Raw genomic sequence first — 15,710 nt, 5'->3', positions numbered from 1 at the left:
GCAATGACGCTGACCGAGGAGAACACCATGACGAACCCCACCGCATCCGGCCCCACCGCATCCGGCAGCCCCGCCGCCCGCCCCGGCGACCAGACCCAGACGGCCGCGGAGCTTGCCCTGGAATGGGCGGCCGACCCGCGCTGGGAGGGTGTGCGCCGCGACTACACCGCCGACGACGTGATCGCCCTGCGCGGTGCCGTTCGTGAGGAACGCACCCTGGCCCGGCGCGGCGCCGAGAAGCTCTGGGAGCTCATCCACCAGAACGGCACCCCGGAGAACCCCGAGTGGGTCCACGCGCTCGGCGCCCTCACCGGCAACCAGGCCGTGCAGCAGGTGCGCGCCGGGCTCAAGGCCATCTACCTGTCCGGCTGGCAGGTCGCCGCCGACGCGAACCTGTCCGGCCAGACCTACCCCGACCAGTCGCTCTACCCGGCCAACTCGGTGCCGGCCGTGGTGCGGCGCATCAACAACGCGCTGCTGCGGGCCGGCCAGATCGAGGGCGCCGAGGCGGCCGCATCCGGTGCCGAGCCCGGCATCGACTGGATGGCGCCCATCGTTGCCGACGCCGAGGCCGGCTTCGGCGGACCGCTGAACGCCTACGAGCTGATGGCCTCCATGATCGAGGCCGGCGCGGCCGGTGTGCACTGGGAGGACCAGCTCGCCAGCGAGAAGAAGTGCGGCCACATGGGCGGCAAAGTGCTCGTGCCCACCGGTCAGCACATCCGCACCCTCAATGCGGCCCGGCTGGCGGCGGACGTCGCGGGCGTGCCCACCATCATCATCGCCCGTACCGACTCGCTCGCCGCCACCCTGATCACTAGCGACATCGACGAGCGTGACCAGGAATTCCTCACCGGAAGCCGCACCGCCGAGGGGTTCTACGACACCGCGAACGGACCCGACGTGGTGATCATGCGAGGCCTGGCCTACGCTCCGTACGCCGACCTGCTCTGGGTGGAGAGCAGCGAGCCCGACCTCGAGCTCGCCCAGCGCTTCGCGAAGGAGATCCACGCGCAGTTCCCCGGCAAGAAGCTCGCCTATAACTGCTCCCCGTCGTTCAACTGGAAATCCCACCTCAACGACGAGCAGATCGCCGCGTTCCAGCGGGAGCTCGCGGCCTGCGGGTACGCCTTCCAGTTCATCACGCTGGCAGGCTTCCACGCCCTCAACCACTCCATGTTCACCCTGGCCAAGGACTACTCCGAGCGTCAGATGAGCGCATACGTCGACCTGCAGGAGGCCGAGTTCGCCTCGGAGGCCGACGGCTACACCGCCACCCGCCACCAGCGGGAGGTGGGCACCGGCTACTTCGACCGGATCGCCACCGCGCTCAACCCCACCAGCGCCACCCTCGCGCTGGCCGGTTCCACCGAGGCCGAGCAGTTCTAGCCGGCCCGGCCCAGACATCCGCATCGCTTCGAAGGAGAAAACGATCATGACCACGACAACCCAGGCGACGGCCGAACGGCCGACACCGCCCACCACCGGGCGGGCCTTCGGTGAGACCAGCACCGGCAGCTTCGCCACCATCCATCCGCACCTCGAGGTGACCGGGTCCCTCGGTGAACGCTACGACGAGATCCTCACCCCGGCGGCCCTGGAGTTCCTCGCCGAGCTGCATGACCGCTTCGCCGGCACCCGGCACGACCTGCTGGCCGCCCGGCTGCAGACCCGGGTGGACGCCGCCAACGGGCGCGACCCGCGGTTCCTGCCCGAGACCGCGCACATCCGCGATGACCCGACCTGGCGGGTGGCCGGCGCGGGCCCCGGCCTGGAGAACCGCCGGGTGGAGATCACCGGGCCGACAGACCGCAAGATGGCCATCAACGCGCTCAACTCCGGCGCGGCCGTGTGGCTGGCCGACCAAGAGGACGCGACCAGCCCCACCTGGGTGAACGTGATCGAGGGCCAGCTCACCCTGCACGACGCCGTGCGCGGCACCTTGTCGTACGACGGCCCAGACGGCAAGGCGTATCGGGTCACTGGCGCCCCCTCCGACCGGCAGGATGGCGGCACCCCGGGGTCCACCCCGACCATCGTCATGCGCCCGCGCGGCTGGCACCTGGTGGAGAAGAATCTCACCTTCGTCGACCGGGCCAACCGGCGGATGCCGGCCTCCGGCAGCCTGGTGGACTTCGGCCTCTACGCCTTCCACAACGCGCACCGGCTGATCGAGAACGGCAGCGGTCCCTACTTCTACCTGCCCAAGCTCGAGAGCCACCTCGAGGCGCGGCTGTGGAATGACATCTTCAGCCACAGCGAGGACCACCTGAACCTCGGACACGGCACCATCCGCGCCACGGTGCTGATCGAGACCATCCAGGCCGCCTTCGAAATGGAGGAGATCCTCTACGAGCTGCGCGACCACTGCGCGGGCCTGAACGCCGGGCGCTGGGACTACATCTTCAGCATCATCAAGACCTTCCGCGCCAGGGGCCGCCGGTTCGTGCTGCCCGACCGCAAGGAAATCACCATGACGGTGCCGTTCATGCGGTCGTACACCGAACTGCTGGTGGCCACCTGCCACCGCCGCGGCGCGTACGCCATCGGCGGGATGAGCGCCTTCATCCCGAACCGGCGGGACCCCGCCGTGACCGAACGAGCCCTGGAACAGGTGGCCGCGGACAAGCGCCGCGAGGCCGGTGACGGCTTCGACGGCACCTGGGTGGCGCATCCCGACCTCATTCCCACCGCGAGGGCCGAGTTCGACGCCGTGCTCGGCGACCGGACCAACCAGCTGGAGCGCACCCGCGATGAGGTCCAGGTCACCGCAGCCGACCTTCTGGATGTGGCGTCGGCCGGCGGTCAGATCACCGAGGCCGGGGTGCGCGGCAATGTGCGCATCGCCCTGCGCTACATCGAGTCCTGGCTGCGCGGCGTCGGCGCCGCGGCGATCGACAACCTGATGGAGGATGCCGCCACCGCGGAGATCTCCCGCTCGCAGATCTGGCAGTGGATCCACGACAACTCGGCCCTCGCCGACGGTCGCCGGATCGACGCGGACTGGGTGGCCGGGCTGGTCGCCGAGGAGATGGCGGCGTTGCCCCGTACGACAGGGGACAGGTTCGATGACGCCCTCGAGGTGCTCAGGGCCTCGGCGCTCGAACCCGAGTTCCCGACCTTCCTCACCGTCGCCGCCTACGCCCGCTACCTGTAGGCGACAGGCGTCAGCGAACGGCCCCGCCGGTACCCCCGGCCGGGCCGTTTGCGCGTCCGGGGTCGGACTGAGAAGCTGGGACGGTGACCGAGACCACACCGACAGACCCTGCTTCGACAGGCCCCGCACCGACAGGCCCCGCACCGACCGCCCCTGCACCGACCCGGCCCGCCGCCGAGGTGCGGATTCGCCCGGCTCGTCCCGACGAAGCCGCGGCGCTCGCCGAGCTGGCCGAGGCCACCTTCGCCCTGGCCTGCCCGCCGCACACCAGCGCCGACGCCATCGCCGCGTTCCTTACGCGTGTGCTCGCCCCGGCGAACTTCGAGGCCTTCCTCGCCGACCCGGACCGGCTCCTGCTCGTGGCCGAAACCGGCGCGGGCACCCTCACCGGCTACACGATGCTCGTCTTCGGTGAACCGCACGACGCGGATGCCGCCGGCGCGATCCGGATCCGCCCCACCGCCGAGCTGAGCAAATGCTACGTGCGCGCCGAGGCGCACGGCAGCGGCACGGCCGCCGCCCTGATGGCGGCCACTCTCGATGCCGCCCGGGAGCGTGGGGCCGCCGGCTCCTGGCTCGGCGTGAACCAGGAGAACGTGCGCGCCCTGCGCTTCTACGGCAAGCACGGCTTCGAACAGGTGGGTATCAAACGGTTCCTGGTGGGCGAGCGCTACGAAGACGACTACGTGCTGGAGCGCGCCCTCTAGAGCCGCGAACCGTGAGAAAAGCCCCGGAAACCTCGAGATTCCGGGGGTTAACTCACAGGTCGCGAGTTCTTGACCTGCTCGTAGGCGGCCAGGGCGGCCCGGCGGGTTTCGCCGAGGTCGACGATGGGCTGCGGGTAGGCCCCGGTGCCCCACTCGGGCACGTTCTGTCGCACGTACTCGTTGGCGGGATCGAACTTCGCCGCCTGCAGTTCGGGGTTGAACACCCGGAAGTACGGCGCGGCATCCGCCCCCGACCCGGCCACCCACTGCCAGCCGAACGGGTTGCTGGCCGGGTCGGCGTCGACGAGGGTGTCCCAGAACCACTGCTCGCCCAACCGCCAGTCGATGAGCAGGTTCTTGATCAGGAACGACGCCGTGACCATGCGCACCCGGTTGTGCATGCTGCCGGTGCGCCACAGCTCACGCATGCCGGCATCCACCAACCGGAAGCCGGTGCGGCCCTGCCGCCAGGCCTGTAGGGCGCGCTCGTCCAGCGGCGGCCAGGGGAAGGCGTCGAAGCCGGGGCGCAGGTTGGCCGTGGCCAGATCGGGTGCGTGGAAGAGCACGTGGTACGCGAACTCACGCCAGCCGACCTCGGTGAGGAACCGGGTCGCGCTGCTGGCGGCTGCGCCGGTGAGGCCCCGCCGGGCGACGTCGGTGGCGTGCCAGATCTGGTGCGGACTGATCTCGCCCCAGCGCAGGTACGGCGAGAGCCTCGAGGTGGCCTGTTGCGCCGGCAGGTCGCGTTCGGTGCCGTACCGCGGCAGGGCGTCGTCGAGGAAGGCTGCGAGCAGCTGCTGCGCGGCGCCTTCGCCGGGGGTCCAGGCCTCGCGCAGCCCGTCGGCCCAGTCCGGGTGGCGCGGCTCCAGCTCCCACGAGTCGAGGTCGTCGGAGGGCAGGGTGGCGGGGGCGCTGCGCGCTGGGCTGGCTGCGTCGGTGTCGCCGGGCAGATCGAGTGATGCCGGTGCGGGGTAGGGCGTCCGTGGCGGTGGGCCGGCGGTGCAGGCCCGCCAGAACGGGGTGAATACCGTGTACGGGGTGCCGCCGCCGGTGCGGATGGTCCACGGTTCGAAGAGCAGGGAGCCGGCGAAGCTGTGCGCCACGACGCCGGCCTCGGTGAGGCTCGCCTTGATCTGGGTGTCCAGGTCGCGCTCGGCGACGCCGTACCGCCGGTTCCAGAACACCGCGCCGGCGCCGAGCTCATCGACGAGCTCGGCGATCACGGTCGCCGCGGCACCGCGGCGCAGCACCAGGCGGCCGCCGAGGGCCGCCGTGTCGGCGGCCAGGGACACCAGGCTCTGGTGCAGCCACCAGCGGGCGGCGCCGCCGAGCGGGCGGATGCCGGGGGATACCTCGTCGAGAAGATAGACCAGCGTGAGCGGCCGACCGCGGTCGACCGCGGCGGTGAGGGCTGGGTTGTCACCCAGCCGCAGGTCATCACGCAACCAGACCAGCGAAGGCCCGTCGGGATGGGCCGGGGCTGTGTGGGCCGCGGAACCGCCTGCGCCGGTCACGCGGCACTCTCGTCGACGTCGGAGACCCGCAACACGATCTTGCCGCGGGTGTGGCCGCCCTCGATGGCCCGGTGTGCGGCGGCGCCGTCCTCGAGATCGAAGACCGAGTCGATGTTCACCCGCACGCTGCCGTTGTCGATCAGTGCAGTGATGGTGTCGAGCACCCGGGCGTCGGCGGCGACCTTGTAGCCGGTGGCGCGCACGCCCGCGGCGGCGGCGTCGGCCTGCATGGTGGGCCAGCTGCCGGTGGGGGCGTTCACGAGCAGGCCGTCCGGTCGCAGCACCGCGAGCGAGCGGGTGCCGGTGTCATCGTGCACATTGCCGATCAGGTCGATGACACTGTCGAGGTTCGTGAGGTTCTCCTCGAATCGGGTGGTGCTGTAGTCGATCACCTCGTGCGCGCCGAGGCGCTGCAGGAACTCGATCGAGGCCGTGGAGCCCGTCGCGATGACGTGGGCGCCCAGGTGCCTGGCGAACTGCACGGCGAAGTGGCCGACGCCGCCGCTGCCGGCGTGGATGAGTATCCGCTGGCCGGGCCCGGCCTCGGCGAGGTTCACCATGCCCCAGGCGGTCATCGCGGCCAACGGGATGCCGGCGGCCTCGACATGGCTCACCGCGGCGGGCTTGCGGGCGACGGACAGGCTCGACACCACGAGGTATTCGGCGTAGCTGCCCTCGATCCGCGGCGGCCGGGCCATGCCGTACACGGCGTCGCCGGGCTGCAACTCAAACGTGTCGTAGGGGGCGCGCACGACGACCCCGCTGAAGTCGTTGCCGAGCACCGTGGGGTAACCGCCGATTGCGGCTGCGGCGCCGGACCCGGCCCTGGTCTTCGCGTCGATGGGGTTGATGCCCGCGGCCACCACGCGCACGAGGAGCTCGTCGCCTACCGCGATGGGCAGTGGCAGCTCGGCCACGTGTAGTTCGTCGGGGCCGCCCGTGCGGTCGATGACCAGGGCGCGCATGGAGGTGGGCATAACCGGGGAAAAGGGCATGTGCCTATTCTGCGCCACTATCCTGGCGTCTTCCCGGCCGGCTCAGCGGCCGTAGTCGTAGGGTGGCGGGGCGGCGGCACGCTCGCGCTCGCGCTGGTGGTTGAGCAAATCGATCAGCTGGTCGGCAAAACCCACCAGGATCCTGATCTGGTCGTCGTCCCGGTCGATCCAGCGGCACTCCGGCACAGCGTTGCGAGGCACGAAATTATCGTGCTCCTCCCACACCAGCAGGGTGCGGTCGGCACCGAGCACGTACTGCTGCCACCAGATCTGCCGCAGGTAGGAGCGGGGGATGCTGCGCCAGGGCTTGCTTGTGGTCTTGATCTCGGCGAGTTCGAAGACCCCGTTGCCCGCCAGGCCCAGGCCGTCGGGAGTGGCCAGGTGGCGGGGTTGACCCGCGGCGTGGAAAAGGTTGGTGCTCGGTTCGATACCGTAGTTCGCCAGCACCCACGCCGCGATCTCGGGTTCCCGGGCCCGACCGTGGTCGGTGTACGGGTTACCGCCGAAGCCGCTGCCGTTGATCTTCTCCCTCGCCGCGTTGTGCACGGATTTCTCGGTGGCGAGCTTGGCGACATCCGTGGCGGTGATGCCCTGGCTGCGAGCGCGCAGCCAGGCGACCCTGTCGGTGGAGTCGGCGACGATGCGCAGTAAATGGGCGCTCACGGGCCGTGCGGCGGGCGCGGCCGGCGCCGGCGCTGCGAGCATGTCGCCGGTCTCCTCGCCCAGGTCGAACAGGGCGAGCAAGTCATGGGGCACCTGCCCATTCTGCCGCACGCAGAGGCCGGATTTGTGCGGCCGGGCCGATGCCCGAAGGAACGGATGATGGGTTGGAAATCCCAAGCCGACTCGGACTGACTGCCGTGCCGGCGTTCGCCCACACTCCGGCCGTGACCACTGACTGCACGTCGCTGTCGATGAAATTCGAGAGCTACAATGTGATCGCCGCGAAGCCGGCCAGCGGCGGCAAACCGGCCGTTGCGGCCGACGCCACGCCGAACACGGTCACCGTCACCATCGACGGCGTCGCCTCGGCGCCGGTGAAGTTCGGTAAGACCTATGCCTCGACGATCGCACTGGACGGCCAGACGTCGCACACCTATTCGGTGGTTCTCGGCACGCACGACGGGTATGACCGCACCTTCGCCGACACGACTGTCGCCTGCCCGACCCCGACGCCCTCAGTGCCGCCGACGCCCACGCCGATCGTGCCTTCGGTGAGCGAGACGCCCGCACCGATCGTGCCGCCGGTGAACGCCACGCCCACCCCGACGGCGACTGCCGTCACGCCGGCAGCCGTAACGGCGCCGGCGCCCACCCCCGCGGCGTCAACGCGTGAGCTTGCCGAAACCGGCGTCTCGACCTGGAGCGTTCCGGCCGTTGCGGCGAGCGTCCTCGCGATGCTCCTTGGCGCCGGCCTGCTGCTGGCCCGCCGGTTCCGCCGCGCATAACCCGGCACAACTGCCACGTAGTTACCGCATGGAAACACCCCGGACGACTACTCGTCCGGGGTGTTTCCTGTGCGGTCCGGCAGCAGCGACGCCGATCAGGCGACGTCGCGCACAACTCCGTTCCGAATCAGGAGGCGCCTCTGCGCACGCTTCGCGACAGCCGAATCGTGGGTGACCACGATCAGGGTCAGCCCCTTCGCCCGCCACAGGCCCTCGAGCAAGTCCATGATCTCGTCACGGGTCTGCTCGTCGAGGTTCCCGGTGGGCTCATCGGCCAGCAGCACCGTGGGCTCCTTGACCAGGGCGCGGGCGATCGCGACGCGCTGCTGCTGGCCGCCGGAGAGCTCCGCGGGCAGGTGGCTGCCGCGCTCGCCGAGCCCGACGGAGTCGAGCGCCGCCGCGGCCCGCGAGATGCGCTCCGCCGTGGGAACCCCGAGCGGCGCCAGCGCGGTCTCCACGTTCTCCTGCGCGGTCAGGGTGGGGATCAGGTTGAACCCCTGGAACACGAAGCCGATCTCGCGCGCCCGGATTTGCCCCAACGGCCCCTGGCCGAGCTTGGACAGATCCGCACTGCCCAACTCGATGGTGCCCTCGGTGGGCCGGTCGAGGGCGCCCAGCATTTGCAGCAGCGTGGACTTTCCGCCGCCGGTCGGCCCTTGGATGGCGACCATCTGTCCATCCGGAATGGACAGGGTGACCTTGTTCAGGGCCGTGACCGAGCGCTTGCCCTGGTCGTATTTCTTGGTGACATTGGTCAGTTCATACATGGGAGCTCACTTCTGGTGATGAATTCGACGGAGGGGGTCACGCGATGCTGCGCAGTGCCTCGGAGGGGCTCAGGCGCGAGGCGCGCCAGCCGCCGATCGCGCCGGCGAGCAGACCGCCGAGCACGGCGAGACCGACGGCGATGAGGATGACCGACAGGGTCACCGGCACCTGCAGAACGATGTCGGAGGTGGTCGCTTCCACCATGGCCTGACCGAATCCGCCGGCACTGCCGCCGGGGCCGCCCATGGCGGATGCCGGGTCGGCGGTGGCCGCGCCCGCGGTGAGCGTGGGGGCCGCGAGGTTGATCACCAGGATGCCGGCCAGGCCGACCGCGATGCCGACGACGCCGCCGATCAGGCCCTGAACCAGGGATTCACCGGCCACCTGGCGCACGATCCGGCCGTTCGACCAGCCGATCGCCTTGAGGGTGCCGAACTCCCGAGTGCGCCGGGTGACGCCGGAGATCGTGAACAGGATGGCGATCAGGAACGCCGCCGCGAGCACGATGAGCGACAGCCAAAGGCCGAGGTTCTTCACCAGGTCGGCGGCGCTGGAGAGCGACCCTGACACGCTCGAGGCGAGGTCGGACTGGGTCTGCACCGTGGCCTCCGGCAGGGCGGTCTCGACGTCGGCCTGGATCTGCTCGATGTCGGTGGAGGACGCGGCCTGCACGTAGATGTCGGTGACCTGATCGGTCAGGCCGGACAGGGTCTGGGCGACGTCGAGCGGGATGTAGACGTTGGAGGCCGTGGCGGCATCCGCCGAGGAGGCCGTGACCAGGCCGACCACGGTGAAGTCGGTGTCGGCGATGGCGACGGTGTCGCCCACGACGAGTTCGGCGGTGGTGGCGTAGTCGGCGTCGAGGACGGCGACATTGGTGCCGGCGTCGGTGGTCTCCAGGCTGCGTCCGTCCGTGAGGCTCACGGCCGAGAGGGGCCCGACGGCCTCAGCGGCCGGGTCCAGGCCCAGCACTGTGAAGGAATCGACGCTGAAGGAGCTGCCGCCGGCACCGTCGGGTCCACCGCTGGGCGGGGTTCCGCCGGCCGCGTCGTCCCCGGTCTGCGGTGTCCCGGCGGAGAAATCGGGCAGGGCGCCGTCGAAGGTGGTGTTGCTCAGCGACAGGGTCGCGGCGGCGGCGGAGACGTTGTCGATGCCGCCGACGGTGTCCAGCGCCGTGGCGTCGAACGCGGTGGTGCCCCGATCGACGGAGAGCCTGGACTGGCTGACGGTGGTGGTCCCGTCGGCGGTGGCGCCGGCATCCGCGCCGAAGTCGAAGTTCGCCGGCCCGCCGGCGCCTGCTTCGCCCTCGGTGGGCGCGGCCGGGGTCTGGCTGACGGTGATGTCGGTGCCGACGCCGTAGACCGAGGCCAGCACGGTGGACTGTGCCAGCTGTACTCCGCTCGACACTGCGTTGACGATAATGACCAGGGCGATGGCGAGGGCCATGCCGATGGCGACGATGGCGGTCTGCTTGCGGCGACCCGCCAGCTCTCGTCGCAGATACGTGACAAACATCGATTCTCCAGTCCGGCGGCAGGGAGGTTCCCGCCGTTGCCTTCGAAGCTAAGGAGCCCGGTTATGGCTGCACTATGGCCTGCCTATGAATTAGCCCAGGAGTCCGCAGGGTCCCGCTCTCTCAGGATCGTCGTGGGCGGCGCATAGCCGGTTCATAGGAAAGGCGGGGATACTTCGGAGCATGAGCACCCGAACCAACGAGCAGCCGGCCCACGGACCACGCCTTCGCAAGGCCGACGGCTCCCCGATCCGGGTGCTCGTCGTCGACGACGAACCCACCCTCACCGACCTGCTCTCGATGGCCCTCCGCTACGAGGGCTGGGAGGTGCGCACGGCCGGGGAGGGCCGGGCCGCGCTCACCCTGGCGCGGGAGTTCCGGCCGGAGGCCATCGTGCTCGACATCATGCTGCCCGACATCGATGGTCTGCAGGTGCTCCAGCGGCTGCGGGCGGATGGCTATCAAACGCCGGTGCTCTTTCTCACCGCCAAGGACTCGCTCGACGACCGCATCGCCGGTCTCACCGCCGGCGGCGACGACTACGTCACCAAGCCGTTCAGCCTGGAAGAGGTCGTCGCCAGGCTCCGCGGCCTCATCCGGCGCTCCACGATGGCCGTCTCCGACTCCAGCGATCCCCGCATCACGGTGGGCGACCTCACCCTCGACGAGGACAGCTACGAGGTGTTCCGCGCGGGCGAACAGATCGAGCTGACCGCGACCGAGTTCGAACTGCTGCGTTTCCTGATGCGCAACCCGCGCCGGGTGCTCAGCAAGGCCCAGATCCTCGACAGGGTCTGGAGTTACGACTTCGGCGGCAAGTCGTCGGTGGTGGAGATCTACATTTCCTATTTGCGCAAGAAGGTGGACGCCGGTCGCGAACCGATGATCCATACCGTGCGCGGCGCCGGTTACATGCTGAAGATCGCCTGATGAAACCCGGAGCACCCGTCGGCGACACCCCCATCATCCCGACCCGCAGCGGTCGGGCGCCCTGGACCCTGCGCCGCCGACTGGTTGTGGCCGTGGTGGGACTGCTTGCCCTTGTCAGCCTGGTCATCGGGGTGGTGAGCGTGGCCATCCTCAGCGCCAACCTGATGGACGGCCTCGACCAGCAGGTCAAGGGCGCCGCGGAACGCTCCAGCGTCTTCTTCGACCGCCGGCCGAACGGCGACTTCACCCTCGCCACGCCCACGGCCAGTGATGTTCTGAATGGGCCCTCCCAACCCCCTGGCACCCTCGCGCTGGTCTACGACGGCACGACCGTCACAGCCGGCTACACCGATGACACCGGTGCCGTCGTGGCGCTGAGTAGCGACCAGGTCACCCAGCTCATCACCGAACTCGATACCGCCGTGCAGAAGGGCGGCACGTCCGTTCCGTTCAGCGTGAACCTCGGCGGCGACGTCGGCGAGTACCGGGTACTGGCCGAAACGGCGCGCTCCGGTGCCCTGTACCTGGTGGGCCTGCCGGTCGCCAGCGTGACCGGAACGGCCACCCAGCTGGCGCTCATCATCGCGATCGTGTCGCTGGCCGGCATTGTGCTGGTGGCATTCCTCGCGACCGCGATCGTGCGTCTGGCCCTGCGTCCGCTGCAACGGGTGACGGCCACGGCCACCCGGGTCTCCGAACTGCCGCTGGACCGCGGCGAGGTGCTGCTCGTCGACAGGGTTCCGGCCGCAGACACCGACCCCCGCACCGAGGTCGGCCGGGTGGGCTCAGCGCTCAACCGGATGCTCGACCACGTCGATATCGCACTGGAAACCCGGCAGGCCAGCGAGAACAAGGTGCGCCAGTTCGTGGCGGATGCCAGCCACGAACTGCGCACCCCGCTCGCGTCGATCCGCGGTTACTCCGAGCTCACCCGGCGCAGCGGCCAGGAACTGCCGCCCGACGCCATCCACGCTCTCGGGCGCATCGAGTCGGAGTCGGTGCGGATGACCGGTCTCGTCGAAGACCTGCTGCTGCTTGCCCGCCTGGACGAGGGTCGCGAGCTGGAACGGGAACCCGTGGACCTCACCATGCTGCTCGTCGACGTGGTCAGCGACGCCCATGCGGCCGGCCGGGACCACCGCTGGGACCTCGACCTGCCCGAAGAGCCCGTGCTGGCGGCCGGCGACGGTCCGCGCCTGCACCAGGTTTTCGCGAACCTGCTGGCCAACGCCCGCGTGCACACCGACGCGGGCACCCGGGTGCAGGTGGCGCTCAGCGTCGAGGGGCCAGACGCCGTGGTCACCGTGACCGACGACGGTCCCGGCATCCCGGAGAACCTGCAGGAGACCCTGTTCGAGAGGTTCGCCCGCGGCGACAGCTCCAGGTTCCGCGGCACCGGCGGCAGTACCGGTCTCGGCTTGGCCATCGTGCAGGCCGTGGTTCTGGCCCACGACGGCGAAGTCACGGTGGACAGTCGGCCGGGGCGCACCAGCTTCCGCGTGGCGCTGCCCCTGGCCTGACCTACCGTGCGCCGTCGGGGGAGTTCAGCCGTTTCAGCAGCAGGGCGAACTGCTGCAGGTCGGCTTCGGGCCACGCGGTCAGCCGGCCGTGCAGCAGGCTCTTGTCGCCTCCCGGCACGGCCGCCATCTTCTCCATCGCCAACGGGGTTGCCGCGAGGAACCTGGCGCGCCCGTCGGCCGGGTCCGCGGCCAGTTCGAGCAGGCCGAGGTCCTCGAGCAGCCGGGCCTGACGGCTGATCACACTGCGGTCCACCTCGAGCAACTCGGCCAGCGCGCTGGCGTGCGTGGGTCCGCAGCGTCGCAGGGTGCGCAGGATCTTGAGGCCGAACGGTTGCAGCGCCGGGTCGATGCGCAGAGCCGAATCGCGCAGGGCGCCGCGCACATAGGCCGCCAATTGCATCATCTGCTCCTCGACGTCGGCCAAGGCCTCGGCGGCCTCGGTCGCGGTGTCGGGGGACAGGGCGGCCGTGACGCCGGGCTCGGGGACCGGGGGAAGCTCGCCGTGGTCGGTCATGACCATCACACTAGCGACCGGTGCTCGGGTTTTCCGACGGGTCGGTGCCGGGCTGCACGCGGATCGAGCCGGTCGGGTGGGCCAGGCCCACCGGGGTGAGGCCGACGGCGGCAGCGCCCACTTCGATCAGCATGTCCTCGGCGTCTTCGAGTTCGCGCAGGTCGTTGTCCTCGAGGTTTTCGGGTGCCTTCTTCGTCGCCTGGGCCTTGGTCAGGGCGATGGCGGTCTGGGTACCGAGCGACGCGTTGGGCATCAGCGCGACCATCACCAGGGTGATCACGGCAAGCGGCACACCGAGCAGGAAGACCGTGCCGACGCCGGTGCCGTAGGCCGACTCGACGACGACGCGGATGGCGTCAGGCAGGGTGTTGACGTGCGGGATGACGCCGGAGCCCAGCGTCTTCACCGCGATGGCCTGGTCGGCCGGCGCGAGGGTGCCGATGCCGTCCTTGATGTTCTGGGCCACGACGGTGCCGAGCACCGAGCCGAGAACCGAGACACCGATCGTGCCGCCGAGGCTGCGGAAGAACGTGACAGCGCTGGTGGCCACACCCAGGTTGGTGACCTCGATCGAGTTCTGAACGACCAGGACCAGGTTCTGCATGACCATGCCCAGGCCCGCGCCGAGCACGAACATGAAGATACCGACCAGGATCAGGTTGGTGTCGTACTGCAGGCTGCCGAGCAGCAGGAGTCCGGCGACGACGAGGACCGAACCAGAGACCATGACGGCCTTCCACTTGCCGGTGCGGCTGATCAGGGTGCCGAACAACGTGGACGAGATGAGCAGGCCGCCCATCATCGGGATGGTGAGCAGGCCGGACTGGGTGGGCGTGGCCCCGCGGGCCAGCTGCATGTACTGGCTGAGGAAGACGGAGGTGCCGAACATCGACACGCCCACCGAGATGCTGGCGACGGTGGCGAGGGTGAAGGTGCGGTTCTTGAACAGCGTCAGCGGGATGATCGGCTCCGGCACCGTGAACTCGACGATCACGGCGGCGATGAGCAGCAGCGCGGCGGCGGCGACCATGACGAAGGAGGTGACGGATGCCCACTCGAAGTTGTTGCCGGCCAGGGTGACCCAGATCATCAGCAGCGAGACGCCGCCGGCGATCAGCACGGCACCGAGGTAGTCGATCTTCACCACGCGCTTGACCCGCGGGGGCAGGTGCAGGGTGCGCTGCAGGAGCACGATGGCCACGATGGCCACGGGCAGGGCGATGAAGAAGTTCCAGCGCCAGCCGAAGGCATCCGTCACCACGCCGCCGAGCAGCGGGCCGCCGACGGTGCCGAGGGCCATGACGCCGCCGAACAGGCCGGCGTACTTGCCGCGGTCCCGGGGGCTGATGATGTCGGCCATGATGATCTGGCTGAGCGCGGCGAGACCGCCGGCGCCGAGGCCCTGCAGCACGCGGAAGCCGATGAGGGTTCCGGTGTCCTGCGAGAAGCCGGCCAGTGCCGAGCCGATCACGAAGGTGGCCAGGGCCAGCTGGATGAGCAACTTGCGGTTGAAGAGGTCGGCGAACTTGCCCCAGATGGGCGTGGACACCGTGGTGGCGAGCAGGGTGGCGGTGATGACCCAGGTGTATGCGGACTGGTCACCCTTCAGGTCGGAGATGATGATCGGCAGTGAGGTGCTGACCACGGTTCCGGCGAGGATCGACACGAACATGCCCAGCAGCAGGCCGGACAGGGCCTCGAGAACCTGGCGCTTGGTCATGGAACCGTCGGCCGTGATGGCCCGGTTCGGGGGAGTGGTGGTGCGAGAACGGCGTGACATGAATCTCCAGCTAGATAATTGACAGATGTCAACTATAAATACATAGTGGACCTTTGTCAACTAGTTTGCGAAGCCGGGTGGGCGTTGGCCCGATTTGCGCACCGCCAGGGGGATCCCGTATGGTGGGGAACAGCCAAAGACCGCCGGTTGTCGCTGCCCAGAAATGGAAAAGCGATCGAAGGTTCATTCACGTGAACGGCCCGCGCAGGTGTTCGAAGTTAGCCAGTCAAACTGGCCTCAGCTCCGGCGCTTGCGCTGGAGCTTTTTTCATGTCTGCGCCCCGGGCTACCGGCACATGAATATTTAGAGGAGCGCCATGGCGAACAAGGAAGCAACGGTCGCCGAGCTGCAGGAGAAATTCCAGAGCTCGACCGCCGTTCTGCTCACCGAGTACCGCGGACTCACTGTTGCGAAGCTCAAGGAGCTGCGCACGTCCATCAGTGAGGACGCCACGTACGCCGTGGTAAAGAACACGCTCACCAAGATCGCGGCCAACAACGCCGGCATCACGTCTTTCGACGAGGAGCTCGTTGGTCCGTCCGCTATCGCTTTCGTACACGGTGACCCTGTCGCCGTCGCGAAGAAGCTGCGTGCCTTTACCAAGGCAAACCCTCTCCTGGTTGTCAAGGGCGGTTACTTCGACGGTAACCCCCTGACCGCCGCAGAGGTAGGCAAGCTCGCCGACCTCGAGTCCCGTGAAGTTCTGCTCGGCAAGCTTGCCGGCGCCTTCAAGGCCTCGCTGTTCGGAGCCGCATATCTGTTCAACGCACCGCTGTCGAAGGCTGTTCGCACCATCGAAGCGCTGCGTGAAAAGCAGGAGTCCGCGAACTAGGCATCTGCCTGTACCGCGGTGAGTAACTAAGA

The 15,710-nt window shown here is 69.2% G+C and carries 14 protein-coding genes; 7 read left to right on the top strand and 7 right to left on the bottom strand.

Annotated features, from left to right (window positions below):
* Positions 1–27 precede the first annotated feature (27 nt).
* The 3 genes from aceA (at position 28) to E3T19_RS06300 (ending at position 3,864) form a co-directional block, all read left to right on the top strand.
* A complete protein-coding gene (aceA, locus tag E3T19_RS06310) occupies positions 28–1,389 on the top strand; it encodes an isocitrate lyase (RefSeq protein ID WP_134408367.1) in 1,362 nt (453 codons plus the stop codon).
* Between the two features lie 46 nt (positions 1,390–1,435).
* Positions 1,436–3,157, top strand: a complete 1,722-nt coding sequence (gene aceB / locus E3T19_RS06305; RefSeq protein WP_088455025.1) for a malate synthase A — start codon at positions 1,436–1,438, stop codon at positions 3,155–3,157.
* Between the two features lie 83 nt (positions 3,158–3,240).
* Positions 3,241–3,864 (top strand): N-acetyltransferase family protein, encoded by a 624-nt coding sequence (locus tag E3T19_RS06300; protein WP_370294256.1) that lies wholly within the window; start codon positions 3,241–3,243, stop codon positions 3,862–3,864.
* A gap of 47 nt (positions 3,865–3,911) precedes the next feature.
* Here E3T19_RS06300 and E3T19_RS06295 read toward each other — a convergent pair whose 3' ends face one another.
* The 3 genes from E3T19_RS06295 to E3T19_RS06285 are packed head-to-tail and all read right to left on the bottom strand — an operon-like array spanning position 3,912 to position 7,078.
* Positions 3,912–5,378, bottom strand: coding sequence for a deoxyribodipyrimidine photo-lyase (locus tag E3T19_RS06295; protein WP_088455028.1), 1,467 nt, complete (start codon positions 5,376–5,378; stop codon positions 3,912–3,914).
* Positions 5,375–6,373, bottom strand: a complete 999-nt coding sequence (locus tag E3T19_RS06290) for an NADP-dependent oxidoreductase (RefSeq protein WP_241980045.1) — start codon at positions 6,371–6,373, stop codon at positions 5,375–5,377. Before E3T19_RS06290 ends, E3T19_RS06295 begins: the two co-directional genes overlap by 4 nt.
* A gap of 42 nt (positions 6,374–6,415) precedes the next feature.
* Positions 6,416–7,078, bottom strand: a complete 663-nt coding sequence (locus E3T19_RS06285; protein ID WP_088457818.1) for a YqaJ viral recombinase family protein — start codon at positions 7,076–7,078, stop codon at positions 6,416–6,418.
* A gap of 182 nt (positions 7,079–7,260) precedes the next feature.
* Here E3T19_RS06285 and E3T19_RS06280 point away from each other — a divergent pair, with 182 nt between their 5' ends.
* Positions 7,261–7,821: an LPXTG cell wall anchor domain-containing protein gene (locus tag E3T19_RS06280; protein ID WP_134408366.1), complete on the top strand. Its 561-nt coding sequence runs from the start codon at positions 7,261–7,263 to the stop codon at positions 7,819–7,821.
* 95 nt (positions 7,822–7,916) lie between these two features.
* On the opposite strand, the gene E3T19_RS06275 is transcribed toward E3T19_RS06280, so the two are convergent.
* Together E3T19_RS06275 and E3T19_RS06270 are read right to left on the bottom strand one after the other, a co-directional pair.
* Positions 7,917–8,588 (bottom strand): ABC transporter ATP-binding protein, encoded by a 672-nt coding sequence (locus E3T19_RS06275; RefSeq protein WP_134408365.1) that lies wholly within the window; start codon positions 8,586–8,588, stop codon positions 7,917–7,919.
* A gap of 37 nt (positions 8,589–8,625) precedes the next feature.
* Complete coding sequence (locus E3T19_RS06270) at positions 8,626–10,104, bottom strand: ABC transporter permease (protein WP_088455037.1); 1,479 nt, start codon at positions 10,102–10,104, stop codon at positions 8,626–8,628.
* Positions 10,105–10,285: 181 nt separating this feature from the next.
* Here E3T19_RS06270 and E3T19_RS06265 point away from each other — a divergent pair, with 181 nt between their 5' ends.
* Positions 10,286–11,032, top strand: a complete 747-nt coding sequence (locus E3T19_RS06265; protein WP_134408364.1) for a response regulator transcription factor — start codon at positions 10,286–10,288, stop codon at positions 11,030–11,032.
* Positions 11,032–12,552 carry a cell wall metabolism sensor histidine kinase WalK gene (locus tag E3T19_RS06260; protein ID WP_088455039.1) on the top strand — a complete coding sequence of 507 codons (1,521 nt, stop codon included), beginning with the start codon at positions 11,032–11,034 and terminating at the stop codon, positions 12,550–12,552. Before E3T19_RS06265 ends, E3T19_RS06260 begins: the two co-directional genes overlap by 1 nt.
* A gap of 1 nt (position 12,553) precedes the next feature.
* Here the strand turns inward: E3T19_RS06260 and E3T19_RS06255 are convergent, their stop codons facing one another.
* The gene (locus tag E3T19_RS06255) at positions 12,554–13,066 is read right to left on the bottom strand and encodes a MarR family winged helix-turn-helix transcriptional regulator (protein ID WP_240632342.1); all 513 of its coding nucleotides are present in this window, start codon (positions 13,064–13,066) and stop codon (positions 12,554–12,556) included.
* 10 nt (positions 13,067–13,076) lie between these two features.
* Entirely contained in the window at positions 13,077–14,846 is a 1,770-nt protein-coding gene (locus E3T19_RS06250; RefSeq protein WP_370294255.1) for an MDR family MFS transporter, read from the bottom strand.
* A 316-nt stretch (positions 14,847–15,162) separates the two neighbouring features.
* Between E3T19_RS06250 and rplJ the strand changes: the two genes are divergently transcribed.
* Entirely contained in the window at positions 15,163–15,678 is a 516-nt protein-coding gene (gene rplJ, locus E3T19_RS06245; RefSeq protein WP_088455040.1) for a 50S ribosomal protein L10, read from the top strand.
* Positions 15,679–15,710: the final 32 nt, after the last annotated feature.

It is taken from the genome of Cryobacterium sp. TMT4-31, assembly GCF_004403385.1.
GTDB lineage: Bacteria > Actinomycetota > Actinomycetes > Actinomycetales > Microbacteriaceae > Cryobacterium > Cryobacterium zongtaii.
This window is presented reverse-complemented; position numbering and strand designations above follow the sequence as displayed.

Bases quoted from the DNA above. Each gene is read 5' to 3' on its own strand.
- aceA (WP_134408367.1), top strand. From the start codon at position 28: ATGACGAACCCCACCGCATCCGGCCCCACCGCATCCGGCAGCCCCGCC.
- aceB (WP_088455025.1), top strand. From the start codon at position 1,436: ATGACCACGACAACCCAGGCGACGGCCGAACGGCCGACACCGCCCACC.
- E3T19_RS06290 (WP_241980045.1), bottom strand. From the start codon at position 6,373: ATGCCCTTTTCCCCGGTTATGCCCACCTCCATGCGCGCCCTGGTCATC.
- E3T19_RS06285 (WP_088457818.1), bottom strand. From the start codon at position 7,078: ATGCTCGCAGCGCCGGCGCCGGCCGCGCCCGCCGCACGGCCCGTGAGC.
- E3T19_RS06275 (WP_134408365.1), bottom strand. From the start codon at position 8,588: ATGTATGAACTGACCAATGTCACCAAGAAATACGACCAGGGCAAGCGC.
- E3T19_RS06270 (WP_088455037.1), bottom strand. From the start codon at position 10,104: ATGTTTGTCACGTATCTGCGACGAGAGCTGGCGGGTCGCCGCAAGCAG.
- E3T19_RS06265 (WP_134408364.1), top strand. From the start codon at position 10,286: ATGAGCACCCGAACCAACGAGCAGCCGGCCCACGGACCACGCCTTCGC.
- E3T19_RS06260 (WP_088455039.1), top strand. From the start codon at position 11,032: ATGAAACCCGGAGCACCCGTCGGCGACACCCCCATCATCCCGACCCGC.
- E3T19_RS06255 (WP_240632342.1), bottom strand. From the start codon at position 13,066: ATGACCGACCACGGCGAGCTTCCCCCGGTCCCCGAGCCCGGCGTCACG.
- E3T19_RS06250 (WP_370294255.1), bottom strand. From the start codon at position 14,846: ATGTCACGCCGTTCTCGCACCACCACTCCCCCGAACCGGGCCATCACG.
- rplJ (WP_088455040.1), top strand. From the start codon at position 15,163: ATGGCGAACAAGGAAGCAACGGTCGCCGAGCTGCAGGAGAAATTCCAG.